The organism is Agrobacterium sp. CCNWLW32, assembly GCF_037083425.1.
Lineage (GTDB): Bacteria > Pseudomonadota > Alphaproteobacteria > Rhizobiales > Rhizobiaceae > Agrobacterium > Agrobacterium radiobacter.
This window is the reverse complement of the sequence record NZ_JBAOJM010000004.1, coordinates 250,596-275,917: the sequence shown is the minus strand read 5'-3', so window position 1 is coordinate 275,917 and position 25,322 is coordinate 250,596. Positions and strand designations below refer to the sequence as shown.

Here is a 25,322-nt window from a genome sequence, read left to right as displayed (position 1 = left end):
CTGTCGTCCGAAAGGGCGGTTTCAGCGTAAAGACATGTTCTAGAGTTTCAGCCAGACACGCGGGTCCTCGTGCGACTGGATCTTGATCCATTTCAGATCCACCGCTTTCCACGGCTTGACGACATTGGTGCGGTTATCCAGCACCAGATCGCCCTGGCTGGTGTTGACGACCAGAACGGCGTGACCTATGCCATCCGTCGTGCGGGCAGTGGCAATGCGCAGGGCGCCGGAAGGCCAGCCGGCGCGCAGGAGGCGTTGCCGCTTGGTCACCGCATAATCGTCACAGTCGCCGCTTGCCGGGTTCAGTTTCCAGTCGTCTTCGCCGTCCCCTTCACTGGCATAGATTATCGAGGTGTTGATCTCGGCGTTGATGCGCTGGAGTTCCACACGCTTCTGTTTGCTCAGCTCCACCGTATCGCGGTCACCAGTCCGGATGCACTGGTCGGCGGCGCTTTCACAGAATTTGGCAAAGGCAATGGGCGCGATGGTCGGACGGCTCGTGGTCATGAAGAGGCCGGGCCGCGATGCGCCAGGCTTTTGGGCAAGGCCACCAAGCTGCACGGCCGATGCCGTTGTCGCAATGCTCGCCGCCATGCCGGCAGCGACGGCAAAAAACGTTGCCAGACGGATTGTTCTCTTCGCCATGTCCTTGCCCCTGCACAGTTGCCTTCTCTTGTGCTGGCACCATAGCGACCCATTCTTGCGGGCCGTTTAAGTCGATAGATTGCATTTTAATGAAATCTAATTTTGTTACAGCGCGTTGAAAAATTGGGTTCGCGCTCACTTGCAGCGGGTTCGACCTTCCGTGTCGACAATACAGGTCTGTTGCGGGACGGCTCGTCGGAGTTCTCGCTGTGTATCGGGTGAGGCTCTGCTTGCCGGCGGCCGGTCGTAATTCCGGTAAACTTCGAAATTGCGTCCGCCGATCGTTCCCTGCGCCCCGCCGCGGCCATCCGGCGTCACTTCGAAATTCTGATATTGCTGCGCATGGGCACCCGTGGAGAAGCCGATCGTGGCGGCCAGAACCCCGGCCGCAAGCCTCCTGCGCAATGCTGCTGCTTGCTGCCTGCCCACCGTCATGGCCGTTCCTCCATGGACGAAATAATGGATGACGCCGCCGCACATTTGCCACGCCCGGCGCGCATTGCTTTTTCAGCGTCTGTCGGGGGTAATCATATCACCGATATTGCATCCGGTGTGAGAAGGATTTGTGTCTGGCAAAGGCCGAATCGCCTCCCTGCCGCATCAGCCAGCGGTGCCACGTCGCCAGGAGGCGTCACCGTGCCGCTCGATCGTCAGGAATGCGAAAAACGCCATTCTGGGGCTCAAAAATTAAGCTCTTTGCCGCTGCATTTATAGGCTTCACAATCCTGTAACAACGGACCTAATATACAAGTGCAGATGCCGAATCGCTCAGGAGAAGCCCTTGACGATTGCAGTTTCACCACAGGCCCTGCCGGCGCTCGTTCTGAACGCAGACTACAGGCCACTGAGTTATTATCCCTTGTCGTTATGGTCCTGGCAGGACGCGATCAAGGCTGTCTTTCTAGACCGTGTGAACATCATTGCAGAATATGATCACGCGGTGTCATCCCCCAGCTTTTCCATGCGGCTGCCGAGCGTCGTCAGCCTCAAGACTTACGTGCAGCCCACCCGCAACCCCGCCTTCACACGCTTCAACGTTTTCCTTCGGGACAAGTTCGAATGCCAGTATTGCGGCACGCGGGACGAATTGACCTTCGACCATGTGATTCCCCGCGCGCATGGCGGTGAAACCACCTGGCACAATGTCGTTGCGGCGTGCTCTCCCTGCAACCTTAAAAAAGGCAGCAAGCTTCCCAAGCAGGCGGGCATGTTCCCGGCGCAGAGGCCCTTCCAGCCCACGGTTCAGGATTTGCACAATAACGGGCGGCTGTTCCCGCCCAATTATCTACACGAAAGCTGGATGGACTATCTTTACTGGGATACCGAACTGCAGCCCTGATCTTTTCAGGACTGCAATGCGGCTTTTCCGCTTACCGGCTTTTCCGGCTCGCGCCAAAAAAGGCGACTGCCGTAAGTGCAACGCTTGCGATGACATTCCAGCCCGCGAAGGAAAGGCCGAGCACCCGCAAGGCCGCGTCGTTGCAGGAGGGTGCCTTGATGGCGTTCAGATTACCCAGGAGATCGCCGGCATTCGTCGTGATGGACGGCGCCCCGGTGGCGCAGGTAATCGGCCCTGCCCAGAAACCCCATTCCACGCCGGCGTGGTAGACGCCGAGCCCGGCGCCGATCAGCATCGCCACGCCGATAAGGGCAAGAAGCACCCGGGTGATCTGAACCGGCAATTTGAAGACGCTGGTCGCAACGGCCAATACGCCCAGCGGAATGGCGTAATAATAGGGATCGCGCTGCAGCAGGCACAGCGCGCAGGGCGTATAACCGCCAATATGCTGGAAACCGAGGGCGGAGCCGACGGTGAAGATCATTCCCGCCGTGACGCCGAGAGCGGCGAGCGTGCGGCTATTGTCGGCGGTGGTCGCATTGGCCATGTTGTTTTCCTCAAACTTCGCGAAGAAGCAGATATCCCGGACGGGCTTTCAAAAAGGCGGGCGTGATGGCGAAATTAAGTCGCCGGTCCTCACGGGGTGTAACGGGATTCGTCTAATCCAGTCCGCCGCATCTGGCAAATGAAAGCCTGGCAATATTCGGGGGGTGCGCAAGCAAAGTTTCGTGAGCTTGCCGGCCGGCATGGGGCCGTTGAAGAACTCACTGGCGGGTGCTGGACAAAGCCTAGAGAAATCAATGCGCTTTTGGAAATGGTACCCCAAGCCGGGATCGAACCAGCACTCCTTTCGGAACCGCATTTTGAGTGCGGCGCGTCTACCAATTCCGCCATTGGGGCAACGGTGGTAATGCCACGGCGTCTATCATGGTGAGGGCCATGCGTGCAACCCCAAAGCTGACTTATCCTTTTGAATTGCGCGTGTTTGCGCGGGCGGTTTTCCGTCTTTGCCGAGGCCGCCGATCAAAATGTTGCGGCCGGTGGCTGTGCCAGATCGCGACACCTGCAGTTGCAGCATTAGGGTAATATTAGGCACCTCTAATAAATTAGAATATGCGCAATTACTAATTGAATTATGATGTCAGGGTGGAGTTTCCACGCGGGGCGGGAATGGCCAAACTCATAGGGAGGAAATTATGAGGGCTTTTTCTCGCAATTTATTACTGTCTGCCTGCCTGATCCTGCCGGTCCATGCGCATGCGCTGGATATCGGCGTCGGTGGTGAGAATGGGGTCAATGCCAGTGTTGGTGGCAATGGCAGCGGCGGGCTCGGGGTCGATGCCTCCGTTGGCGGCGGCGGTGGTGTCAACGCCAGTGCGGATGTCGGCGGTAGAAGCGGCGGCGGACTGGGCGCGGATGTCAACGCTTCGGTCGGCGGTACCAATGGGGTCAATGCGGATGTTAATGCATCCGTCGGTGGTTCCAGTGGCGTCAATGCGGGCGTGAACGCCTCCGTTGGCGGCTCGAACGGCATCAATGCCAATGTCGGGGCCAATGTCGGCGGCTCGGGCGGTGTTGGTCTCGGTGTCGGCGTCGGTATCGGCGGCTCCGGTTCGACCGGTACGCCCGGAAATCCCGGCGGTAGCACCACCACTCCCGGCGGCCCGGGCACGGTGTCTCCCGGCGCGGTGCGCAACGCTCTCCAAGCCTATAACGATATGTCGCGGACCGAGCAGATCAAGCTCGCCCGCCGTTGTGTCGATATTCTGGGCGGCGGATATGATGCGGCTCTGACGCAATTGTGCAAGATGATCCGGACGGCCTCGCGCTGAAGTGGGCTTTAACCGCATCATAGATTCCGAAGGACGCCGCCGGCGTCCTTCGGGTCAATTGCCCTTGCGTCCGAAGGACAGGATCTTCTGCCGCAGGCTGCGGGCGAGGTTGCGGGTGTTGCGATACATGTCCACCTGGGTGGAAACCTGCCGCACGTCGCGGTCGCTGTTCTGGGCAAGCCCAACCACCAGCGTGCCCATTTCCTGGCGCTCCTGCCAGAAGCGGCTCATGATTGGATGATCGGGCACGGCGCAGCTGTCGCTACGCAGAATATTGGCGTCATCCAGATGCCAGTCGGTCAATTTCTGCACCAGCAGCTTGCCGGGAGAAAATTGCGCATAGCTCTCGTCGAAAGCGGTTTTCCACGTATAGGCCTCACCGGCCGTGATGAAGACGACCATGGAGGCGATGGCGCTGCCATTGAGATCGATGGTGTGGATACGCACCGCATCCGCTTCGGCCAGATTGGTGATCGCCTCGCGGGCAAAGGCGGCGCGATAACGGTCGTTGACCAGCGCGGTGCGTTTGCGGCCTTTCCAGCCACTCGCCTCCAGCGCCAGAAATTCCTCCATGCGATAGCGCACGTCCTTCGGCTGTCGGGTAACGGTGTAGGCGAGGGGCCCGAGTTTTTCGAGCTGACGCCACTGCCTGTTCATTTCACGCAGATGGTGCGGCGCAAGGGCGTTTTGCAGATAGGCCCTGCCATCAAGCAGGCTTTCCAGCATCGGTCTGTGATAATTGCCCGTCGTCGTCACCGGCAGGTTGCGGCTGAGCGCGATGGCTTTGAACATGCGGGCAAAAGGCCCTTCCAGCCGAACATCCGGCAGCACCAGAACGTTGGGCAGCCGCATGTTGCGGTCGGAAAGGGCATCGAAAAGATTGTCGAGGGTTTCGGCGGCCCCTTCGGTATCAACCAGCGGCGTGCCAAGCGGCCCGAACGGATTGGCCCAGACGCGAATGATGGAAGGGCCGATGGAAAAGCCGGGCTTTTCCACGGTAAAAGGCATCAGGAAGCGCATACGGCTTCTGGCGCCGTTCTCGTCGCGAATAAGGGCGAAGCGCACGGATTTGTCCTCGATCCGCGGCATGGCGGGTGCGAGAAGCCGTCCGGTGAAGAAGACATTCGCCTCCATCACGCGGTTGGACAGAAAGTCGAGTTCTTCCTGCATGTCGTAACCGAGCTGACCCGGATAGATGCAGAATTCCCGGCCATCGCGCCCCACGCGTCGGCTGCTGTCGGCTACGGGACGGTCACGCTCCGCAGACGCCATCAGTGCGGCGATGCGCGGGTCCTGAAAATCCGGATTCTTTGGATCGCTGGACATGCTTATCGTTACACCGCCTTCCCAGTGTTTTGGCCCGCCCGGGGATCGTTGAAGGCAAAAAGGACGATCCCGAGTGTGCGGCGAATGGCAATATGCAATAGCACAGCTTCTATGCACATGGCTATCGCCACCGCTGCCGCGGCCCCTGCCAGACCATAGACCGGAATGAGCGCCATGTTGAGTGCAATGTTGCAACCAAAGATAATAATATAAAGCACGACGCACAATTTTTGTTTGCCGGCCATATTCAGCAATGTTTCTCCCGGGCCGATCAGCGCTTTGGCGAGGAAACCGGCGAAAAGGAAGAACATCAGCTCGTAACCCTGAACGAAGCCGGGACCGAACAGCGATAGCAGGAACGGGCCGGCCAGAAGCACCACGCTGCCAACGGCGAGTGACGGCCAGAAGGCCCAGCGTGCGGCCTGACTGGCGAAACCGGCGAGCCCCTGTCTGTCATTGGCCGACATCAGGGCGGCCAGACGCGGGGCGGCTGCCGCCTGCACGGAGAAAAACACGAATTGCATCAGCACGATGGTCTTTGCCGCGGCGAAATAAATGCCGACCTGATCCGGCGGCAGATAAAGCCCGACAATCACCACATCGGAATTGGTCATCAAAAACCCGATGCCGTCGATCAGGAACATCGGAAAGGCGAACCTTATCCAGTGGCGGAAATGAACCCTGCGGGCCGTGCTGCGGAAATGCCGGTTGAGCCGGCGGTCCATGAAGATGAAATGGAAAAGCGTGGTGACATAGGTGGCAAGAAGGGCCGTGAGCATGGCCGTCGTCGCGGTTTTTTCCGCGCCGAAACCGATTGCCACCAGCATGAACAGCAGGATCAGCACCGGGCGGACAATATAGGTGGGGCTGAGAGCGGAAACCGCCCAGCCATTGGCGCGCGCGGTGCCGTTCAGCACATCGCCCAGCGCCACCATCGGCAGGGTGAACAGCGCCAGCGACACGGGAATGAGATAATAGGAGGCGATGCGCTCGCCGAAGAAGTACAGGAAAACGAAACCGAAAATCGCAAGCGCGCTGGCCGAAAACATGGCGAAGACACGCGCCGTCGAGGTCAGTCCCATGATCTTGTCATGGGCATCCTCCAGACGGTAGCCGGGTAAAAACCTGATGACGGTGGTGTGAAAGCCGAGACAGGAGAGGTTGCCGAACAGGATCACCAGGACCCAGACAAAGGCGAACAGGCCATATTCGAACTCCCCCATCAGGCGGGCAAGGATGATCTGGGAAATGAAGGCGATGCCGGCGCTGACGATGCGCACCGCAAACGCAACCAGCGCCATGCGCTGCGCACGGGAAACCTCATCTCCGCTGGAAAGAAGGACGGCGACTTTCGCTACCAGCGGCGAAAGCTTCGCGCGCAGGCCTGCGGGTAAGGCTTTTTCCGCCGTGTTGAGGATAGCCATGATCCACACGCCATCATTTCCAGTTGAATAGGCAAGCCGATTATACGCGCTTCATCCTTAACGAAGGGTTTGGGAGGCGCCGGCCTGTGTGCCAATATCGTCCACCACCTTCGGCCTGCGGATGCCATTGAACAGGAAAAGGGCGAGCGGGCTGAGCCGTATCACCTGATGCAGCATATAGGCCACCACTGTGGTGGCCGCGACGATGATGGCGAATTCCAGGATCGGCGGCAGCGCGATCAGGATGAAGAGCGTTCCGAAGGCGTAAATCAGTGGATGGTGAAACAGGTAGATGGTGAAGGATGCATCCGTCATGCGTCTGGCAAAGCGGTTTGGCCGATCGAAATAACGGCAGGCAAGGTCGATCAACAGACGGCTCGTGGCCACCGCCGCAATTGCCGAAACCAGCACCAGCAGGGCCGAATTCGAAAGGGGATTTTGCAGCCGCAGGCTCACCGAGGTTGCGATGGCGCCCGCCGCGACGATGCCGGTGAGAAGTCCCGTCTGGCGAAAGCGGTGAAAGAGGGCGCGATCACGGTGCAGCAGGGCCCCGACAAGGAAAAATGGCAGGTAGCGCGCATAGGGGTCGGAAGCGCGCTCATAGAGAAGAAAGAGTCTGCTTCCGTTCTTTGCCGCAAGCAGGCCGGATCCGTAGGTCATCAATTCCCACAGGATAGGCGCAGTGCAGAGTGCTGCGAAAAACAGTGTGGCATGTTGCTGCCGCAGGCTGTCGAACCAGTCTTTCGCATGTGCCAATGGCTGATGTTCCGTAAGAAACAGCAGGCTGGCAAGTAGAATGGAATAAACGATTAGGGCCGGCAGGAACCACAGATGCATGATCCACTGTTCGCTCGGACGCAGCAGGCCGGGCAGGCTCTCCAGTAGCCGGTCGGCCGGGATCTCGCCCTTGGCGACGCCGGCCAGTTGCAGCAGGAAAAGCTGCAATGGCCCGAGCAGAAGGACCGCCACAATAAAGGGCACGCCGAGGCGCAGGAAACGCTGCCTGAGCCAGCGCATCTTGCCCTTCTTGCCGATGACCATGGTGGAGAAATATCCGGCCACCACAAAAAAAGCCGGCATGCGGAAGGTGGAGAGCACGGCGCCAAGCGCGCTCAGAAGCGGGCTGGTGTCAAAATCCTTGATGTCCCATGGTAACGCATGGCTGTAGATGAGGGAGGCGTGATAGGGAATGCCAAGCAGCATGAGGAGAGCCCTGAGCGGGTCCCAATAATGCTCGTAGTCTGACTTGCCCGGTTGCATTTTTCCCCCGTGCCGCAAACGCGATCAGCAATGACCAGCACGACTATTGGTGGAAAACGCTAATAAACTCTTCACGCACCGGAAGGGGTGGGTGGAGCCTTTTTCTTGGGCATAAGGTCAAGGACCAGCGCACAGCCCAAAATGATGATGCCGGCGCCGAAAAGCTGGGGAAGCGAAAGCGGTTCATCCAGCACCAAAGCACCGACGAGAACTGCCACGACGGTGACGGCGAATTCAACGCTGATCGCCTTGGTTGCACCGATCGAGGAGACCAGCTTGAAATAGGTGATGTAGGTAAGGCCGCTCATGACCACCGCCTGTATCAAAAGATAACCGTAATCGATGAGATCAGGTGTTCTCGGCAATGGGACCACGAAGAGAAGCGGCAGGGTCATCAGGCCGCCTGTCAGGAATGAGCCTATGGTGATTTCCCAGGAACCTACGCCCTTCAGGTGGCGGCTGGCGAAATTGCTGCCATAGGCCGCGCAGATGCAGGCGGCGACAGCAGCGGCGCAGCCGATGATGAAGGTGGTTGTAACGGGAACGGCGGGAAAGCCGACAAGCAGAACGATGCCGGCAAAGCCGATAACGAGACCGGCAATGCCCTGACGCGTCAGACGCTCAATACCCCATAGCTGAGAGATGAGCATGGAAAAAAGCGGAATGGTCGCCACCAATATGGCAGCCATAGCAGTGCCGATCTGCGGTGTGGCGTAGGACAGGCCGATCAGTTGCCCCGCGACCGTTGTTGCCCCGACAACCGTAAAGGCGCGCCAGCCGGCCGAGAATGTCAGCTTTCGACGCACCGTCCGCGCAATGAGAAAGAGGGCGGCAGCGGTCATGAGTGAACGAAGCGTGACGGCGCCGATCCAGCCGAAGGCTGCTACGACTTGTAAAAGCAGCAGAAAAGAAACTCCCCACGCGAGCGCGAGAAAAATATAGGCGGCGAGATCGCGAGGGGCCATGGAAGCAGTTTCCAGAAAATGATCAGGCTCCCTTATGGAAAGCGCCGAGACCAGTCAACAGTCGGCTCACCGGCAATGACCCGGCCCAAACAAAATCGCCCGTAACGCGGGTTACGGGCGATTGATTTCAGACTGATAACAAGCGCCTTACGCCTGTTCGTAAACGCCGTGGCAGTGCTTGTATTTCTTGCCGGAGCCGCAGGGGCACATTTCGTTGCGGCCGATACGGCCCCAGGTGGTGGGGTTGTTCGGATCGCGTTCCTCGGCCGGCACGAAATTGACGGGCGTGGGCTGCATGCCCTGCGCCATTTCATCTTCGCCCGTATTGGGGTCGAGATGATGCGCGGTCATTTCCGGCAGTTCCGGCTGCTGCGGTTCCTGCTGCACCAGTTCCACACGCATCAGCTGGGCGGTAACGGCCTCGCGCAGATTGGCGAGCAGCGCCTGAAACAGTTCAAAGGCTTCCGCCTTGTATTCCTGCAGCGGATCGCGCTGGGCATAACCGCGGAAACCGACGACGGAGCGGAGGTGATCGAGATTGACGATATGTTCGCGCCACAGATGGTCGATCGTCTGGAGAATGACCGAACGTTCGACATAGGTCATGATCTCGGGGCCGAAACGTTCCGCGCGCTCGGCGGCGTATTTGTCGGCGGCCTCGGTGACGCGCTCAAGAATATCGTCCTCGGCGATGCCCTCTTCCTTGGCCCAGTCCTCTACCGGCAGGTCGAGGTTCAGGAACTGGGCGATGCCGGCCTTGAGGCCCGCAATATCCCACTGTTCGGCATAGGCATTTTCCGGAACATGCTTGGTGACGAGCATTTCGATGACTTCGTGGCGCATGTCGGCTGCGGTTTCGCCGATATTGTCGGCTTCCATCAGCTCGAGACGCTGGTCGAAGATCACCTTGCGCTGGTCGTTCAGCACATCGTCATATTTCAGAAGGTTCTTGCGGGTCTCGAAGTTGCGGGCTTCGACCTTCTTCTGGGCGCGTTCCAGCGCCTTGTTGATCCACGGATGGACGATTGCTTCGCCTTCCTTCAGGCCGAGCTTCTGCAACATGCTGTCCATGCGCTCGGAACCGAAGATGCGCATCAGGTCGTCCTGGAGCGACAGGTAGAATTTCGAACGGCCGGGGTCGCCCTGACGGCCGGAACGACCACGCAGCTGGTTGTCGATACGGCGGCTTTCATGGCGTTCGGTGGCGATGACGTAAAGACCGCCGGCGGCGAGCGCCTTTTCCTTCAGCACCTTGATCTCGGCGCGGATGGCCTCTTCCTTGGCGTCAAGCTCCGGACCCGGCTCCATGCCTTCCAGCTCGCGCTCCAGACGCATCTCGACGTTGCCGCCGAGCTGGATGTCGGTACCGCGGCCGGCCATGTTGGTGGCGATGGTGACGGCGCCGGGAACACCGGCCTGCGAAACGATATAGGCTTCCTGCTCGTGGTAACGGGCGTTCAGAACCTGGAAGTCGGAGAAACCGGACTGGCGCAGCATATGCGCAAGAAGCTCGGATTTCTCGATGGAGGTCGTGCCCACCAGAACCGGCTGGCCGCGTTCATGCGCCGCCTTGATCTCGGTGATGATCGCCTGGAACTTCTCCTCGCCGGTGCGGTAAACCTCGTCATCCTCGTCGATACGCTGGATCGGCAGGTTGGTCGGTACCTCGATGACGTCGAGGCCGTAGATGTTGCCGAATTCTTCCGCTTCCGTCGAGGCCGTACCGGTCATGCCGGCCAGCTTTTCATACATGCGGAAGTAGTTCTGGAAGGTGACGGAGGAAAGCGTCTGGTTTTCCGGCTGGATCTGCACCTTTTCCTTGGCTTCGAGAGCCTGATGCTGACCTTCGGAATAACGGCGGCCGGGCATCATGCGGCCGGTGAATTCGTCGATGATGACGATCTCGTCGTTGCGGACGATATAGTCCTTGTCGCGGGTGAAGAGCTTGTGGGCCTTCAGCGCATTGTTGATGTGATGGACGATGGCGACGTTTTCGACGTCGTAAAGCGATTCGCCCTTCAGGAGACCCGCCTGCCGCAGCAGGTTTTCGAGCTTTTCGGTGCCTTCTTCGGAGAAGTTGGCCGAGCGCTGCTTCTCATCGATCTCGTAATCTTCCGGCGACAGAAGCGGAATGAAGGCGTCGATGGTGTTGTAGAGATCGGAACGGTCGTCCAGCGGGCCGGAAATGATGAGCGGCGTGCGCGCCTCGTCGACCAGGATCGAGTCGACTTCGTCGACGATCGCGTAGTTGTGGCCGCGCTGCACCATCTGCGCGCGGTCATATTTCATGTTGTCGCGCAGATAATCGAAGCCGAGTTCGTTGTTCGTCGCGTAGGTGATGTCGCAGGCATAAGCCTCGCGGCGCTGGTCGTCGTCCAGCCCGTGCACGATCACGCCGGTGGTGAGGCCGAGGAAGCGGTAAAGCCTGCTCATGGTGGCGGCGTCGCGCTGGGCAAGATAGTCGTTGACGGTAACGACATGCACACCCTTGCCGGCGAGCGCGTTGAGGTAGACCGCAAGCGTTGCCACCAGCGTCTTGCCTTCACCCGTCTTCATTTCGGCGATGGCGCCGCCGTGCAGGATCATACCGCCCGTCAGCTGCACGTCGAAGGGACGCATGTGGAGAACACGGCGCGATGCTTCGCGGGCCACGGCAAAAGCCGGGATCAGCAGGTCGTCCAGCGACTTGCCGTCTGCCAGCTGCTGGCGGAATTCGGCGGTCTTGGCCGCCAGCGCCTCGTCGGAGAGCGCCTTGGTGGCGTCTTCCAGCGCATTGATGGCTGCGATCTTGCTTTTATAGGAGCGGACGCGGCGATCATTTGCCGAACCGAACAACTTGCGGGCTATACCGCCGAGACTGACCATCTTACTGGCCCTTTCTGAAATTCCGTTTTGCCGGGCGCTTTTCTCCGTCACGCTGTTTTCAGCACAAATGACGGACTTCGCCCTTCAACGTATCTGGACGCGAGGTTGCGTGACAGATAAGAGGGGGGGCAAATGATGTCAACGGTTCTGCCCGTTACAGAATGGCCACAATCCGGTGTTTGGAAGTTTTTTCAGAGCCGGAAACCATGTCTGGAGCCGGCATTGTCCCCGAAAGGTTCAAAATGTTGCGCTATAATAAAATTGCGGCTGCGGTGATTGTGGCCACGCTCGGCCTCCAGCTTCCGGCTTTCGCACAGGAAGACAAGGTTGTCGCCAAGGTCGGCGATCTGGAAATCCACCAGTCCGAACTCGACCTCGCCATGAGCAACCTCGACCCGCAGCTCGCGCAGCTTCCCGACGAGCAGAAGAAGGTCGCAGCCCTTTCCGGCGCGATCGACGTCAAGCTTCTGGTAAAGAACGCCAGCGCCGAAGGTCTGGAAAAGACTGAAGATTTCAAGAAGCGCATGGAATTCATCCAGGACCGTGAGCTGCATAACGCCTATTTCCGCAAGCATGTGGTCGAGGCCGTCACCAATGACGAGGTGAAGGCGCGCTACGACAAGGAAGTCGCAGCCCTGCCGCAGGAAGAAGAAATCAAGGCCGCGCATATTCTCGTCGCCAGCGAGGACGAAGCGAAAGACATCATCAAGCAGCTTGATTCGGGCAAGGATTTCGCAGCCCTCGCCAAGGAAAAGTCGACCGATTCCAACAAGGATGACGGCGGCGATCTCGGCTGGTTCGGCAAGGGCCGCATGGTTCCGGAATTCGAAGAAGCTGCTTTCGGCCTCGAAAAGGGCGCCTACACCAAGACCCCGGTGAAGACCCAGTTCGGCTTCCACGTTATCAAGCTGGAAGACAAGCGCATCGCCCCGCCGCCGGCTTTCGAGCAGGTTGAGCCGCAGGTTCGTCAGCTTGTCATGCGTGACAAGTACGTTGCCCTCATCGAGAAGGCAAAGGCTGACCAGAAGATCGAAATCATGGATGAAACGCTGAAGAAGGGCTACGACGAAGCCTCGAAGGAACAGCAGGCTCAGCCGCAGCAGTAAAAAATTCAGGTTACGGGGCGGCTATGGGCCGCCCCGTTTCATCTCAGGCATTCCCAGATCCTCCTTTCCAGAATTTCAGGCGCTTCCCATGTCCGTTGCCGTTTCCCCGCTCGCTCCGAAATCCTATCCCGACATGCCCGCGCTGCGCGGTGTTCGCATGGCGACGGCCGCCGCCGGCATCAAGTACAAGAACCGCACGGATGTTCTGCTGATGGTGTTCGACACGCCGGCAAGTGTCGCCGGCGTCTTCACCAAATCAAAATGCCCGTCTGCCCCGGTTGATTTCTGCCGCGCCAATCTCGGCGGCGGCGTGGCGCGTGCCGTGGTGGTCAATTCCGGCAACGCCAATGCCTTTACCGGCGTCAAGGGTAAGGCAGCGACCGAGTTGACGGCGAAATCCGCCGCCGCTGCCGTCGGTTGCTCCGAAAACGAGGTATTTCTGGCATCGACCGGCGTGATCGGCGAGCCGCTGGACGCCACCAAATTCGCCGGTGTTCTGGGCGATATGAACGGTATGGCCGAAGCCGATTTCTGGCAGGAAGCCGCCAAGGCGATCATGACGACCGATACCTATCCCAAGGTTTCGACCCGCACTGCCGAAATCGGCGGCGTCATCGTTACCATCAACGGTATCGCCAAGGGTGCCGGCATGATCGCGCCCGACATGGCGACGATGCTCTCCTTCGTGGTGACGGATGCGGACATTGAGCCGGCAGCCCTGCAGGCGCTGCTTTCGGCCGGTGTCGGCCCGACCTTCAATTCCGTGACGGTCGACAGCGACACCTCCACCTCCGACACGCTGATGCTGTTTGCCACGGGTGCTGCTGCTGAAGACGGCCAGGTGAAGGTGACGAGCGCCGATGACGAGCGCCTTGCCGGCTTCCGCGTCGCGCTGAACGATCTCCTGAAGGATCTGGCCCTGCAGGTTGTTCGCGACGGCGAAGGCGCGCGCAAGATGGTGGAAGTCACTGTCACTGGCGCGGAAAACGATGCCGCCGCCAAGAAGATCGCCCTTTCCATCGCCAATTCGCCGCTGGTGAAGACCGCGGTTGCCGGCGAAGACGCCAATTGGGGCCGTGTCGTCATGGCCGTCGGCAAATCCGGCGAAATGGCAGACCGCGACCGTCTCGCGATCTGGTTCGGCGGCGTGCGCGTGGCGGTTAATGGCGAGCGCGATCCGGATTATTCGGAAGCGGAGACGACCGCGGTGATGCGTCTCGAAGACATTCCGGTGAAGGTGGATATTGGTCTCGGTCAGGGCAAGGCCACTGTCTGGACCTGTGATCTCACCAAGGAATATGTTGCGATCAACGGCGACTACCGGAGCTGACCGTTGGAGCCGAAGAGAATGCAGGACAACAAGGCCGTCAATCTGCCGCTGGTTCGCCGTCTGGAAGCCGTCAGCTTCCGGGCATGGCCTGCCTCGTCGGTGATTTATGACGGCAGCTGGCAAATCCGCCTCACAGGCTCGCATCCCTCCAAGCGGATCAACTGCGTGGTGCCGCTCGACCCTTCCGACTACGGAAACAGCGCCGTGCGGCTGGAAAAGGCACGCAAGCGCTTCGAGGATTTCGGCCGTCCGCTGGTGGTGCGTGAAACGACGCTGATGCCGCCGCAACTCAAGGACTTTCTGGTCAAGGACGGCTGGTCCATGGTCGAAGAGGTCAGGGTCATGACGGCTGATCTTACCGGCATGGAACTGCCGGAAACGCTGGTCAGCCTGCCGAGCCACGATATCGGCCGTTTTGTCGAGGCGAGCATCAAGGTCAGCGATAGCGACCCGGCCCAGCGATCAGCGATCGCAGAAATCGTTAGTTCGATCAAGCCGACGCTCGGCCTGTTCATCAACGAGGAAGTTGAAGGCAGCCCGCTTGCGACTGTGATCTGCGTGCAGGATAACGATCTTGCCGGTATCCTGTCGCTCGACGTTGACAAGTCGCAGCGCCAGAAGGGCCTCGGTACGCAGATTCTGGCGTCGGCGCTGCGCTGGGCACGGATCAGCGGTGCCAAAAGCGCCTGGTTGCAGGTCGTCTCGACAAATGTGCCCGCAATCGCGCTTTATGAAAAATTCGGTTTCACCGATGCCTACCTCTATCGCTACTGGCGCAAGGTTGACGAAAAATGAGCGAAGCGGGCAAGAAAATTCTGCTGGTCGCCGCCTGCGCGCTCCTCGATCAGGATGGGCGCATCCTTCTGGCGCAGCGTCCTGAAGGCAAGTCGCTTGCTGGCCTGTGGGAGTTTCCGGGCGGCAAGGTGGAGCACGGCGAGACGCCGGAGGAAACCCTTGTCCGTGAGCTGGACGAAGAACTGGGCATCAAGACCAAGGTCGCCTGCCTTGCACCGCTGACTTTCGCCAGCCACACCTATGAGACCTTTCACCTCCTGATGCCGCTTTACGTGTGCCGCCGTTATGAGGGCATTGCGCATGGCCGGGAAGGGCAGGCGCTGAAATGGGTAAAGCCGCAGGCTCTGCGTGACTACCCCATGCCGCCGGCCGATGAGCCGCTCATCCCCTTCCTGCAGGATCTGCTGTAAGCTGGCGGCGTGGCGTTTGCGCGCGATCGGGATCAGCCTGTCGAGTACGCAATTGTCGAGTGCGAGGCTGGATCCCACCCTTGTAAGGTCATCCCGTCACAGCTTCGTGAAAATGCCCTGTTGCCAGCGCTTTACCGTACCAAAACGGGGCTGTGTTAAGAGATCGTTCAGCACCCTCTGGCAGATTGTTAAGCTAAAGAAGCGGTAAACTGCGCGAGACGAGGTTGGTCATGAACGAGGATTTCTGGAAGACGGTGGAAGGTCGTCATTTGTATTCCAACAAATCCCGTCGCACCGGCGTGCTCAATGTGGCGCTGCTTTTTGGCACGGCGGTTATCGCCCTTTCCCTGATCATCACCCCCATGCTTGCCGGAAAATCTTCCACGCGCGTGGCGCAGTTTCCCGAAAATTACGACATGATCAGCACGGGCTCCATCAAGAAGACCGATGTCGGCAAGACCTATTCCATTCGTCGCAGCATCACCCAGCCGATGCCGGAGATGCCCTGCGTGGTCACGGGTTACAGCAACGAGAGCGGTTGCTGATCGTTTACCATCAACGGTAACGGATTTCTCACATCGCCGACCTAGGATAGTGTTGATTTCAACAGGGCAGATGCCGGTTGTCGGAACGCACCGGTGGATGGGGAATATCCTGTGCTGCATTTTTTTATCAATTTTTGCAAAAACGAAGACGGTGCGACAGCCGTTGAATACGGCTTGATCGTGGGGCTGCTCTCCGCCGCCCTCATCGCTGGCGCAGGCAACATCAGCAGCAATATCAATGCCGTGTTTCAGTTCATCGTAGATACTTTTGCCCAGTCGAACCTGTAGGGCTGATCGCTCAGGACAGCTTCACCTCTGTTGTCTTCAAGGCATCGGCAAGCCGCACCTTGGCGGAGCCGGGCTTTAGCGGTTTCTGCTGGCTTTCGTGCGGGGCCCAGCCTGATACGTAAATAATGGAAAATGTCGCCCTTATCCGCCCGTCAGGATCTGAATAGCGCTCGGCGTAAAGCTCCGCTGCGCGCAGGAAAAAGGCGCGGTTGAGCGGTTTTCTGCTGCGGCTTGCCAGCGGGTTGGCCATGCCCATGGCGCGCAGGTCCCGCATCAGCGGAAAAATAGAATCGTAACGAACCGTGTAGCTTTCCGCATCGGTAACGGGAAGCGCAAACCCGGCGCGCTGCAAAAGCGCGCCGACATCGCGCACATCGGCGAAGGGAATGACACGCGGACTTGCGCCCCCGGTCAGTTCGGCCTCTGCGGTCAGCAGCACATCGCGCAGTTCCTGCAGGGTGCCGCTGCCGGGAATGGCGCCGAGAAACAGACCGTCCGGTTTTAATGCCCGCCGGATCTGGATCAGCGCACCGGGGGTGTCGTTGGTCAGATGCAGGGCAAGTGGTGAGACGATGAGATTGGCGGAGGCCTCCTCAAGCGGCAGATGCTCCATGGAAGCGGCCTCGGGAATATTTGCATCCGTCGCAAAAGAACTCTCGGTTTCGATACGGCGAATGGTATCGACCTTGCCGGTCTCCGCCAGGCGTCGGGCGGTGACGCCGGTTCCGCCATGAAGTTCGATCGCGGTCTCGAACTGGCGCTCGACGATGGCGAGCCTGTCGGCCAGCTCTTCGGCCGCCATATCGAGAAGAAACAGGGCCTTGTCATCGCGTCTGGCCCACGCCCGGTGACGGTTTTGTTCGATTAGGGCCTGGTCAAAGAGAATATCCATCGTCTTGCCTGCTCGGCCTCAAACGCCTTCGGGATCGGCGGGCCGTATCGTTACTGTCATGCCGCTGCGGGCATCGTTCTCCCGGTGACGGGACGGAACTATCGCTCTCGCAAAGGCACCCGTTCAGCGGTAAAGTCAACCTCATGGGTGCTGGTGAAAGTCTGTTTTCGGCGTTGCTATCGAAGTCCGCGGCCGTGCCGGCGGCAGCAGGAGACATGTGGCGCGCGCTCTTCCGTATGGTCTACCCGCCAACCTGCGCGGGCTGCACCCGCATGACCGGCGGCGAGGGTGCCTTATGCGCGGATTGCTGGCGGGATGTGGGCTTTATCGATCGCCCCTTTTGCGAGGTTCTGGGCATTCCCTTCGCGCGGGATCACGGAGACGGTTTTGTGAGCGCGCGGGCCATTGCCGAACCGCCGCCCTTTGACCGGCTGCGTGCCGTCGCAAGCCATGAGGGAACCGCCCGCAAGCTCGTGCACCGGCTGAAATATCAGGACCGGACCGATCTCGCCCGACTGATGGCGCTGTGGATGCTGAGGGCAAGTGACGGAACGGTGGGTGACTGTGATTGCATCGTGCCCGTTCCGTTGCATCGGCACCGTTTCCTGCGCCGCCGTTTCAATCAATCCGCCGAGCTGGCACGGCATCTGGCCAAGGCCGCCGGCAAGCCCGTGCTTGCCGGCACGCTGTTGCGCGTGAAGCCGACCGAGCGGCAGGTGGGGCTTTCGGCACTTGCCCGACAGGACAATGTGCGCGGCGCTTTCGCGCTCGCGCCCGGCCGGGAAACCGATGTCCATGGCAAGCGCGTGGTGCTGGTGGACGACGTCTATACCACCGGTGCGACGGTGGGTGCGGCAAGCCGCGCCCTGCGCAAGGCCGGTGCCGTGGATGTGACGGTTTTGACCTTTGCAATGGCCATTTCCGGCCCTATATGAAACCTGAATGACATAACTTTATCGTGCGTTTTACCGCACGTTTGCGAGGGCTTTGAAAACATGGCACCGGTAACGATCTATACGCGGGATTTTTGTGGTTATTGCGCGCGCGCCAAGGCGCTGCTGGACAGCAAGGGCGTGGATTACGCCGAATATAACGCTACGACGACGCCCGAATACCGGCAGGAAATGATCGAAAAATCCGGCGGTACAACGTTCCCGCAAATCTTCATCAATGGCGAGCATGTGGGCGGTTGTGATGATCTGCACGCGCTGGAGCGCGCCGGCAAACTGGACGTGCTGCTGGCCGCCTGATCGGCCCGATTTGCGGGCATGGAGGATATGATGAGTTTCAAGGCTGCCGCCATTCAGATGCGCTCCGGCGTCGACCCGGCAAAAAACGCCGCCGATATGGAACGGTTGGTGCGGGCGGCTGCAGCCGAGGGCGCCGTTTATGTGCAGACCCCGGAAATGACGGGCGCCATTCAGAAGGACAGGCAGGCGTTGCGTGCGCAATTGCAGGATGACGATGGCGATATCATCGTTGCGACGGCCGCGCGTCTCGCCCGCGAACTCGGCATTCATGTCCATGTCGGCTCGACCGCGATTGCCCGGCCGGATGGCAAGATCGCCAATCGCGGTTTTCTCTTCGCGCCGGATGGTTCGCGCATCTGCAGCTATGACAAGATCCATATGTTCGATGTCGATCTCGACAATGGTGAAAGCTGGCGCGAAAGCGCTGCTTATCAACCCGGCGAGGTGGCGCGTATCGCTGAACTTCCGCTGGCGAAATTCGGCTTTGCGATTTGTTACGACGTCCGTTTTCCGCAGCTTTTTCGCGCTGAAGCACTGGCCGGTGCAGAGGTTCTGACGGTTCCGGCGGCTTTCACCCGGCAGACGGGGGAGGCGCATTGGGAGATCCTGCTGCGCGCCCGCGCCATTGAAAATGGCGCTTTTGTCATTGCTGCCGCGCAGGCCGGCGTGCATGAGGACGGGCGGGAGACCTTTGGCCATTCCATCATCATCGATCCCTGGGGCAAGGTTCTGGCCATTGCCGGCGGCGCTGGAGAAGAGATAATCATCGCCGAGATCGACACGTCGCTGGTCGCGGCTGCGCGTGGCAAGATTCCCAATCTGCGCAATGCTCGCGAGTTCGGACTGGACACCGTCATTCCCCTGAAACCTGCCGGAGGTGAAGCGGCGTGATCCGTTATGCGCTGGCCTGTGAAAAGGGCCATGAGTTTGAAGGCTGGTTTGCCGGTAGCGACGATTTCGACAATCAGTTGCAGCGCGGTTTCCTGTCCTGCCCGGTCTGCAATTCCGTGCAGGTCTCCAAGCTATTGATGGCGCCCTCGGTCTCCACCGCCCGCAAGAAAGACGAACGCCAGACGCTCGCCATGGATACGGCCAGGAAAGAGGCGATGGCGAAAATCCGCGAGGCTGTCGCCAATATCCGCGCCAATGCCGAGGATGTCGGCGATAAATTTCCCGAAGAGGCGCGCAAGATCCATTATGGCGAGGCGGATGAGCGCGGCATCATCGGCAATGCCTCTGCGCAGGAAGCCAAGGCCCTGCTGGATGAGGGTATAGAGATCGCGCCGCTGCCGGTTTTGCCTGATGACGTCAACTGAATTTCTTTAGAACGACATCACTCACAGAGCGCCCCGTGTTAGCCTTGCGCCGGTCGTTTCGCCAGCATCATGTAGTTGACCTCCATGTCAGGTGAAAGATTCCAGCGGTCCTGCAGCACGTTGTAGAACACGCCGGTGCGGTGGATGATGTCCATGCCGCTTGCCACCAGCGGCCGTTCAAGCTCTTCCGGGCGAACGAGCTTTTCATATTGGTGCGTGCCGCGCGGCAGCCAGCGCAGCACGTTTTCGGCGGCGAAGATTGCCAGTGCCCGGGCTTTGAGCGTGCGGTTGATGGTGGCGGCGAACATCAACCCGCCGGGTCGCACCATTTTTGCGCAGGTGGTGACGAAGAGATCGACATTGGCCACATGTTCGACCACCTCCATGTTGAGGATGACGTCGAAGGTCTCGCCAGCTTCCTGCAACTGTTCGGCGGTCACGGCGCGGTAGTCAACGATTACCCCGCTTTCGCGGGCGTGGGTGGAGGCGATGCCGATATTTTTTTCCGAGGGATCGGCGCCCACCACATCCGCGCCCATGCGCGCAACGGGTTCGGAGAGAAGGCCGCCGCCGCAGCCAATATCCAGTATGCGCAGCCCTTCCAGCGGGCGGTGCGCCTTCGGGTCGCGGCCGAAATTGTCGCAGATCCGGTTGCGGATATATTCGAGCCGCACCGGATTGAACTTGTGCAACGGGCGGAACTTGCCGGTCGGGCTCCACCATTCCGCAGCCATCGCGGAGAAGCGATCCACTTCGCTCTGGTCGACGGTCGTCTGTGCGGTTTCGCTCATGGTTCTGCTCCATATTGCTGTTGCATTGAAGTCGGATGATTGCCCCCCGAAGTCAAGACCGGCGGTCCATTCCGGCGGCAATTTGTCGGGCGCTCATTGCCGCAGGTGGAACTGATGAGGCGTCTCATTTGTTTCATGCTGCGTTCATGCAGCAACGCGTATTTTCCGATCGTGGCAGTATGCGGAACGCATACTCGTCCATCGAAGTGGTGGATGCCGACAAGGGCAAAGCGGGCCTTTGCTTGAGGAGAAAGAAGTGAAGAAAAAACTGTTTGGCGCAATTGCGCTGGTGGCCATGCTCGCCGCGCCGGCACTTGCCGAAGCTGCGACGCGCGGTTTCGCCACCGCGAATGTGAATATGCGCTCCGGCCCGAGCACGGCCTATCCGGCTGTTGTGGTGATCCCGAATGGCGCGCCGCTCACCGTCCATGGCTGCCTTTCCGACACGCCCTGGTGCGATGTCGCGTTCGTGGGCGGTCGCGGCTGGGTAGCTGGGCGTTACATCGCCACGACCTACCGGCAGAACCGGGTCTATGTCGAACCGCGTTATTACCGCGATCTCGGCGTGCCGGTTATCACCTTTGAAGTCGGCCGTTATTGGGACCGCTATTATCGCGACCGCGACTTCTACCGCGAGCGTGACCGCTGGCGTCGTCCGCCGCCATCAGGTGGTTACTGGAACGCCCCGCCGCCGAGTGCCGGATGGGATCGCCCGCGTCCGCGTGACGAGTGGCGTGACGGACGCCGGGATGACTGGCGTGATGGTCGTCGTGACGAGTGGCGCGATCCCCGTCAGGGCGGCGGTCCGAATGACGGACGCTGGGAACGTCGTTATGGCGACTGGAACCAGGGCGACAGAAATCAGGACAGGCCCCGTCGCGATGACGATCGCCGGCGCTTCGAAGATGAGAACCGGGATCGCAATCGCGATCGCCAGCCAAATCAGAATGAGGGCCGGCTTCCTGCCGAGCGTCGCCAGTGGGATGACCCGCGCCGTGCGCCTGCGTCGGAAAACCTCCGGGATGGCTGCCGGGTCGGTGATCCGGGTTGTGACCCGCGCTAAACAGACAAAGCCCGGCGAATTTCGTCGGGCTTTTTCATTGGTGGCTTCAGCTTAACGGCACGAGCCCCTATTTCGTGGCAGCAGCCTTGCGGGCACGGCTCTTGGGTTTCGCCGGGGTTTCTGCATCCGGTGCGGCATCGGCAGCCGCGACCTTGGGAGCGGCCTTCTTGCGCGTTGCGGGTTTTGTCGCTTCCGATGTCTTCAGCAGCGAAAATTCATGCCTGGCCTGTTCCCAGTGGTGCGCGTCGCGCCCAGTGGGATGGCCTTCCTTTTCCCAGAGTGTATATGCCCGTTTGCTGATCCATTCGTGTTCCGAAACCTGCATGCTCGTCTCCCGTTGCTGTTTACAGCGCCTTTGAGAAGGCGACATTCCGCTTGGTCCGGCACACGCTCGACAGGAATCAATGCCGGCATTTCCAGAGCCCATTACATGCCATGATTTTCCGGGCGTCAAGCAAACATGCTGCATTGCAAAAACGGATTTCTGGCATTTTGTCCCCGTTAAAGCGGTTTGGGCGAAAGACGTTCCTACAAGAGAAGATCAACGTTGCGTGATCGGCCCAAGGCCGCCAAGATGGCCGGATGAATGGGCAGCGGAGGAGGCGGTCTTGGAACAGACAACGGAAGCGGATGCGCAGGTCATCGTCAAGAAGGGGGGAGGGGCTGGCATCATTCGCCTCAACCGCCCGAAGGCGATCAACAGCCTGACGTTGGCGATGGTTCGCGGCCTGTTTCAGGCGCTTCAGCGTTTCGAGGAGGATGCCGGTGTTGCCTGCGCGGTGTTGACCGGGGAAGGCGACAGGGGGCTTTGCGCCGGGGGCGATGTTCGCATCATTCATGATCTTGGCAAGGCCGGCGACCCGCAGGTGCTTGATTTCTGGCGGGAAGAATTTCCGCTCAACTATCGCATCGCCCGCTTCAGCAAGCCCTATATTGCCCTGATGGACGGCATCGTCATGGGCGGCGGTGTCGGCATTTCAGCCCATGGCAGCCACCGCATCGTCACGGAACGCACAAAACTCGCCATGCCGGAAACAGGCATCGGTTATTTCCCTGACGTTGGCGGCTCCTGGCTCCTGCCACGAGCGCCGGGCGAATGCGGCACCTGGCTGGGGCTGACGGGCAACGCGGTTACGGCCGCTGATGCCATCTACGCCGGCTTTGCCGATTATATTGTTCCTTCGGACCGTCTCGACGGTCTGGTCCAGAACCTGTCGCAAGCGGCGGATATAGACAGCATCGAGACGGCGATCATGGCGCAGGCGGTTGAGGCCGATGAAGGCGTTTTATCCCTAAATCGGGATATTATCGACGCGACATTCCGTTTTGATACCGTCGAAGAAATTTTCGCGGCACTTTCGGCGCGCCAAGATGCGTTTTCGCGCGAGACCCTTGAGGTCCTGCAAAAGCGCTCTCCCACCAGTCTGAAACTGACCCTGAAGCTGCTGCGCCTCGGCCGCGAAAGCGCGAGCCTCATCGAATGCCTGGAGCGGGAATTTGCCGCCGGCACGGAGATATTGCGCCAGCACGATTTTTACGAAGGCGTGCGTGCGGCCCTTATCGACAAGGACCGCAATCCCCGCTGGCAACCGGCGCGGCTGGAAGAGGTGCGGGAGGAGAATCTGGCGCCCTATTTTGCCGGGCATTCCGGCAATCTGTTTCCCGATCATCGCCTTTAGATCAGTGGAGACCGCGCCTGTTGCCTGGAGACTGGCGAATCTCCGCCCTCATTCCTGTGACAAGCACAAGGACGAGGGCTACGCTCAATGCGAATACATGTTGCGGGCGTAATGAATTTCATGGTTCTCTCCGAGATTTTGGGAAGGGTGACGCAAAAGAAATTCGGCTTCTTGCCCTATATGAAATCATCACCTTTTGAGTGCTTATTCTTTGGGTGAAATTTCCAATCCATACCCCTGCAAGGCACAGTTGTTTCTCGCGGGCGTTGCCGCCGCCCGCTATGTTGAACACCATTCGAATTGCCGGGGGTATTCATGAAACGTCTTCTCATTATCGGTACTGCCGTTGCCGCTCTTTTTGCAGGTGCGGCGCAGGCGCAGTCTCCGACCACCATCCTCAACGCATCCTACGATGTCGCCCGCGAAGTTTTTGCGGCCGAGAACGAGGCGTTTATCAAGCAGCATCCGGGCGTAACCGTCGATCAGTCGCATGCCGGCACCTCCAAGCAGGCGCGCGCCATTGTCGAGGGTCTTGAAGCCGATGTTGTCACCTTCAACCAGGTGACCGATGTCGATTTTCTGGTGAAGCAGGGCTTCGTTTCAGCCGACTGGAAGAAGGATTTTGCGAACGACGCATCGCCGTTCTATTCCTTCCCGTCCTTCCTCGTGCGCGCCGGCAATCCCAAGGGTATCAAGGACTGGGACGATCTTGCCCGCGACGATGTGAAGATCGTTTTCCCCAATCCGAAGACCTCGGGTAACGCCCGTTACACCTATCTCGCCGCCACGGCTTACGCCAAGGAGAAGTTCAACGGCGACGAGAAGAAGGTCCAGGAATTCGTCAAGAAAATCTTCGACAATACGCCGGTTTTCGACACCGGAGGCCGCGCCGCCACCACCACTTTCGTGGAACGCGAGATCGGCGACGTGCTGATCACCTTCGAAGCCGAGACCCGCGGCATCGCCAAGCAATATGGCGCCGACAAGGTGGAAGGCGTTGTGCCCTCCGTCAGCCTGCTCGCCGAATTCCCGGTGGCCGTGGTGGACAAGGTGGTCGACAAGCGCGGCTCGCGTGATCTGGCGAAGAGCTATCTCGACTTCCTCTATACCGAGGAAGGCCAGCGCATCGCCGCCGAATTTGGCCACCGCGTTCACAATGAAAAGGTCGTTGGCGAGTTCAAGGATAAGTTCCCGGCCATTCGCCTCGTCAACGTCGATGATGTCTTCGGCGGCTGGGACAAAATTCAGAAAGAGCATTTTGCATCCGGCGCGACGCTTGATACGCTTTACGGCAGCCGTTAATCACAACGACAAAGAACAGATAGAAGACCCGGCGGGAAACTGCCGGGTCGCTTTTTGATGAATTGGGGGCGGGGTTTGAAACGGAATGTTCTGCCGGGGCTGAAATTGTCCCTTGGCGTTACCCTGACTTACGTCGCCATCATCGTGCTTCTGCCGCTCTCGGCGCTGGTGTTCAAGGCGGCAAGCCTAGGCCCTGCCGAATATTGGTCGATCATCTCTTCTCCGCGCGCCGTCGCCAGCTATCGTGTTACCGTGCTCTGTGCGCTGGCCGCCACGCTGTTCAACGTCATTTTCGGGGTGGCGCTTGCCTGGGTGCTGACACGTTACCGCTTTCCCGGCTGGCGCATCGTGGACGCCATCGTCGATCTGCCTTTTGCGCTTCCCACCGCCGTTGCCGGCATTGCGCTGACGACGCTTTTTGCGGGCAACGGTTGGTTCGGCTCGGTGCTTTCCCAATTCGGCATCAAGGTGGCCTACACGCCGCTTGGCATCATGGTGGCGATGGCCTTTACCAGCCTGCCCTTCATCGTTCGCACCGTGCAGCCGGTTCTGGAAGACCTCGATCCGGCGCTGGAAGAAGCGGCGCAATCGCTCGGTGGTTCCGATCTCGAAATTTTCCGCAAGATAATCCTGCCGCTCCTGACGCCGGCGTTGCTCGCTGGTCTGTCGCTGTCCTTCGCCCGCAGCCTCGGCGAATTCGGGGCGATCATCTTCATCGCCGGCAACCAGCCGTTTTCGACTGAGATCACCGCGCTGCTGATCTTCATCCGGCTGGAGGAATATGATTATCAGGCGGCGGCCGCCATCGCCTCCGTGCTGCTCATCACCGCCTTCGTGATGCTGGCGGTGACCAATTACCTGCAGGCGCGCGCGCTTCGTTACACGGTGAGGGGCTGAGA

The 25,322-nt window shown here is 59.6% G+C and carries 27 protein-coding genes and 1 tRNA gene; 16 read left to right on the top strand and 12 right to left on the bottom strand.

Features of this window, described 5'->3' with window-relative positions; all coding sequences use genetic code 11:
- Positions 1-39: 39 nt before the first annotated feature.
- Both V6R85_RS11700 and V6R85_RS11695 read right to left on the bottom strand, forming a co-directional pair.
- On the bottom strand, positions 40-645 hold the full coding sequence (locus V6R85_RS11700) for a transglutaminase-like cysteine peptidase (RefSeq protein WP_336377054.1): 606 nt from the start codon (positions 643-645) through the stop codon (positions 40-42).
- Between the two features lie 135 nt (positions 646-780).
- Positions 781-1,080 (bottom strand): hypothetical protein, encoded by a 300-nt coding sequence (locus V6R85_RS11695; RefSeq protein WP_165001489.1) that lies wholly within the window; start codon positions 1,078-1,080, stop codon positions 781-783.
- Positions 1,081-1,426: 346 nt separating this feature from the next.
- On the opposite strand from V6R85_RS11695, the gene V6R85_RS11690 reads away from it, so the two are divergent.
- A complete protein-coding gene (locus V6R85_RS11690; RefSeq protein WP_003507075.1) occupies positions 1,427-1,984 on the top strand; it encodes an HNH endonuclease in 558 nt (185 codons plus the stop codon).
- Between the two features lie 31 nt (positions 1,985-2,015).
- Here the strand turns inward: V6R85_RS11690 and V6R85_RS11685 are convergent, their stop codons facing one another.
- Positions 2,016-2,531, bottom strand: a complete 516-nt coding sequence (locus V6R85_RS11685) for a disulfide bond formation protein B (protein ID WP_111833895.1) — start codon at positions 2,529-2,531, stop codon at positions 2,016-2,018.
- Positions 2,532-2,799: 268 nt separating this feature from the next.
- Positions 2,800-2,884 (bottom strand) — tRNA-Leu (locus V6R85_RS11680).
- A 296-nt stretch (positions 2,885-3,180) separates the two neighbouring features.
- Here V6R85_RS11680 and uppQ point away from each other — a divergent pair.
- Positions 3,181-3,816: a polysaccharide biosynthesis GNAT family N-acetyltransferase UppQ gene (gene uppQ, locus V6R85_RS11675; RefSeq protein WP_111833894.1), complete on the top strand. Its 636-nt coding sequence runs from the start codon at positions 3,181-3,183 to the stop codon at positions 3,814-3,816.
- Between the two features lie 54 nt (positions 3,817-3,870).
- Here the strand turns inward: uppQ and V6R85_RS11670 are convergent, their stop codons facing one another.
- From V6R85_RS11670 to secA, 5 genes are all read right to left on the bottom strand, one after another.
- Positions 3,871-5,142 carry a GNAT family N-acetyltransferase gene (locus V6R85_RS11670; protein WP_107677240.1) on the bottom strand — a complete coding sequence of 424 codons (1,272 nt, stop codon included), beginning with the start codon at positions 5,140-5,142 and terminating at the stop codon, positions 3,871-3,873.
- Positions 5,143-5,150: 8 nt separating this feature from the next.
- Complete coding sequence (uppV, locus tag V6R85_RS11665; protein ID WP_111833893.1) at positions 5,151-6,566, bottom strand: Wzx-type polysaccharide biosynthesis protein UppV; 1,416 nt, start codon at positions 6,564-6,566, stop codon at positions 5,151-5,153.
- Between the two features lie 57 nt (positions 6,567-6,623).
- Positions 6,624-7,826: a glucans biosynthesis protein MdoC gene (gene mdoC, locus V6R85_RS11660; protein ID WP_111833892.1), complete on the bottom strand. Its 1,203-nt coding sequence runs from the start codon at positions 7,824-7,826 to the stop codon at positions 6,624-6,626.
- A gap of 71 nt (positions 7,827-7,897) precedes the next feature.
- Positions 7,898-8,791 (bottom strand): DMT family transporter, encoded by an 894-nt coding sequence (locus V6R85_RS11655; protein ID WP_080864806.1) that lies wholly within the window; start codon positions 8,789-8,791, stop codon positions 7,898-7,900.
- Between the two features lie 147 nt (positions 8,792-8,938).
- Positions 8,939-11,656, bottom strand: a complete 2,718-nt coding sequence (gene secA / locus V6R85_RS11650) for a preprotein translocase subunit SecA (RefSeq protein WP_003507062.1) — start codon at positions 11,654-11,656, stop codon at positions 8,939-8,941.
- 242 nt (positions 11,657-11,898) lie between these two features.
- Here secA and V6R85_RS11645 point away from each other — a divergent pair, with 242 nt between their 5' ends.
- From V6R85_RS11645 to V6R85_RS11620, 6 genes are all read left to right on the top strand, one after another.
- On the top strand, positions 11,899-12,762 hold the full coding sequence (locus V6R85_RS11645) for a peptidylprolyl isomerase (protein ID WP_026364016.1): 864 nt from the start codon (positions 11,899-11,901) through the stop codon (positions 12,760-12,762).
- Positions 12,763-12,850: 88 nt separating this feature from the next.
- Positions 12,851-14,092: a bifunctional glutamate N-acetyltransferase/amino-acid acetyltransferase ArgJ gene (argJ, locus tag V6R85_RS11640; RefSeq protein ID WP_080864808.1), complete on the top strand. Its 1,242-nt coding sequence runs from the start codon at positions 12,851-12,853 to the stop codon at positions 14,090-14,092.
- 18 nt (positions 14,093-14,110) lie between these two features.
- The gene (locus tag V6R85_RS11635; RefSeq protein ID WP_020808897.1) at positions 14,111-14,887 is read left to right on the top strand and encodes a GNAT family N-acetyltransferase; all 777 of its coding nucleotides are present in this window, start codon (positions 14,111-14,113) and stop codon (positions 14,885-14,887) included.
- Complete coding sequence (gene mutT, locus V6R85_RS11630) at positions 14,884-15,297, top strand: 8-oxo-dGTP diphosphatase MutT (RefSeq protein ID WP_020012084.1); 414 nt, start codon at positions 14,884-14,886, stop codon at positions 15,295-15,297. Before V6R85_RS11635 ends, mutT begins: the two co-directional genes overlap by 4 nt.
- A 230-nt stretch (positions 15,298-15,527) precedes the next feature.
- Positions 15,528-15,842, top strand: coding sequence for a hypothetical protein (locus V6R85_RS11625; RefSeq protein ID WP_020808898.1), 315 nt, complete (start codon positions 15,528-15,530; stop codon positions 15,840-15,842).
- A gap of 93 nt (positions 15,843-15,935) precedes the next feature.
- Positions 15,936-16,130, top strand: coding sequence for a Flp family type IVb pilin (locus V6R85_RS11620; protein ID WP_003507050.1), 195 nt, complete (start codon positions 15,936-15,938; stop codon positions 16,128-16,130).
- A gap of 10 nt (positions 16,131-16,140) precedes the next feature.
- Here V6R85_RS11620 and V6R85_RS11615 read toward each other — a convergent pair whose 3' ends face one another.
- Positions 16,141-17,022: a methyltransferase domain-containing protein gene (locus V6R85_RS11615; RefSeq protein WP_003507048.1), complete on the bottom strand. Its 882-nt coding sequence runs from the start codon at positions 17,020-17,022 to the stop codon at positions 16,141-16,143.
- 143 nt (positions 17,023-17,165) lie between these two features.
- Here V6R85_RS11615 and V6R85_RS11610 point away from each other — a divergent pair, with 143 nt between their 5' ends.
- From V6R85_RS11610 to V6R85_RS11595, 4 genes are read left to right on the top strand one after another with little or no spacing between them, the layout of a single operon-like run.
- Positions 17,166-17,957 (top strand): ComF family protein, encoded by a 792-nt coding sequence (locus V6R85_RS11610; RefSeq protein WP_111833891.1) that lies wholly within the window; start codon positions 17,166-17,168, stop codon positions 17,955-17,957.
- Between the two features lie 60 nt (positions 17,958-18,017).
- Positions 18,018-18,272, top strand: a complete 255-nt coding sequence (grxC, locus tag V6R85_RS11605; RefSeq protein ID WP_060724909.1) for a glutaredoxin 3 — start codon at positions 18,018-18,020, stop codon at positions 18,270-18,272.
- A 30-nt stretch (positions 18,273-18,302) separates the two neighbouring features.
- Positions 18,303-19,163, top strand: a complete 861-nt coding sequence (locus V6R85_RS11600; RefSeq protein WP_003507041.1) for a carbon-nitrogen hydrolase family protein — start codon at positions 18,303-18,305, stop codon at positions 19,161-19,163.
- Positions 19,160-19,588 carry a DUF1178 family protein gene (locus V6R85_RS11595; RefSeq protein WP_003507039.1) on the top strand — a complete coding sequence of 143 codons (429 nt, stop codon included), beginning with the start codon at positions 19,160-19,162 and terminating at the stop codon, positions 19,586-19,588. The genes V6R85_RS11600 and V6R85_RS11595 overlap by 4 nt, the downstream gene beginning before the upstream one ends.
- Before the next feature lie 38 nt (positions 19,589-19,626).
- On the opposite strand, the gene ubiG is transcribed toward V6R85_RS11595, so the two are convergent.
- Positions 19,627-20,379 (bottom strand): bifunctional 2-polyprenyl-6-hydroxyphenol methylase/3-demethylubiquinol 3-O-methyltransferase UbiG, encoded by a 753-nt coding sequence (gene ubiG, locus V6R85_RS11590; protein WP_111780448.1) that lies wholly within the window; start codon positions 20,377-20,379, stop codon positions 19,627-19,629.
- Between the two features lie 256 nt (positions 20,380-20,635).
- Here ubiG and V6R85_RS11585 point away from each other — a divergent pair, with 256 nt between their 5' ends.
- Entirely contained in the window at positions 20,636-21,442 is an 807-nt protein-coding gene (locus V6R85_RS11585; RefSeq protein WP_003507035.1) for an SH3 domain-containing protein, read from the top strand.
- Between the two features lie 67 nt (positions 21,443-21,509).
- Here V6R85_RS11585 and V6R85_RS11580 read toward each other — a convergent pair whose 3' ends face one another.
- Positions 21,510-21,767: a DUF2934 domain-containing protein gene (locus V6R85_RS11580; protein WP_003507032.1), complete on the bottom strand. Its 258-nt coding sequence runs from the start codon at positions 21,765-21,767 to the stop codon at positions 21,510-21,512.
- Between the two features lie 283 nt (positions 21,768-22,050).
- On the opposite strand from V6R85_RS11580, the gene V6R85_RS11575 reads away from it, so the two are divergent.
- From V6R85_RS11575 to cysT, 3 genes are all read left to right on the top strand, one after another.
- Complete coding sequence (locus tag V6R85_RS11575) at positions 22,051-23,121, top strand: enoyl-CoA hydratase/isomerase family protein (RefSeq protein ID WP_111833890.1); 1,071 nt, start codon at positions 22,051-22,053, stop codon at positions 23,119-23,121.
- Positions 23,122-23,436: 315 nt separating this feature from the next.
- Complete coding sequence (gene cysP, locus V6R85_RS11570; RefSeq protein WP_020012073.1) at positions 23,437-24,423, top strand: thiosulfate ABC transporter substrate-binding protein CysP; 987 nt, start codon at positions 23,437-23,439, stop codon at positions 24,421-24,423.
- A 57-nt stretch (positions 24,424-24,480) separates the two neighbouring features.
- Entirely contained in the window at positions 24,481-25,320 is an 840-nt protein-coding gene (cysT, locus tag V6R85_RS11565; RefSeq protein WP_080570316.1) for a sulfate ABC transporter permease subunit CysT, read from the top strand.
- Positions 25,321-25,322 lie beyond the last annotated feature (2 nt).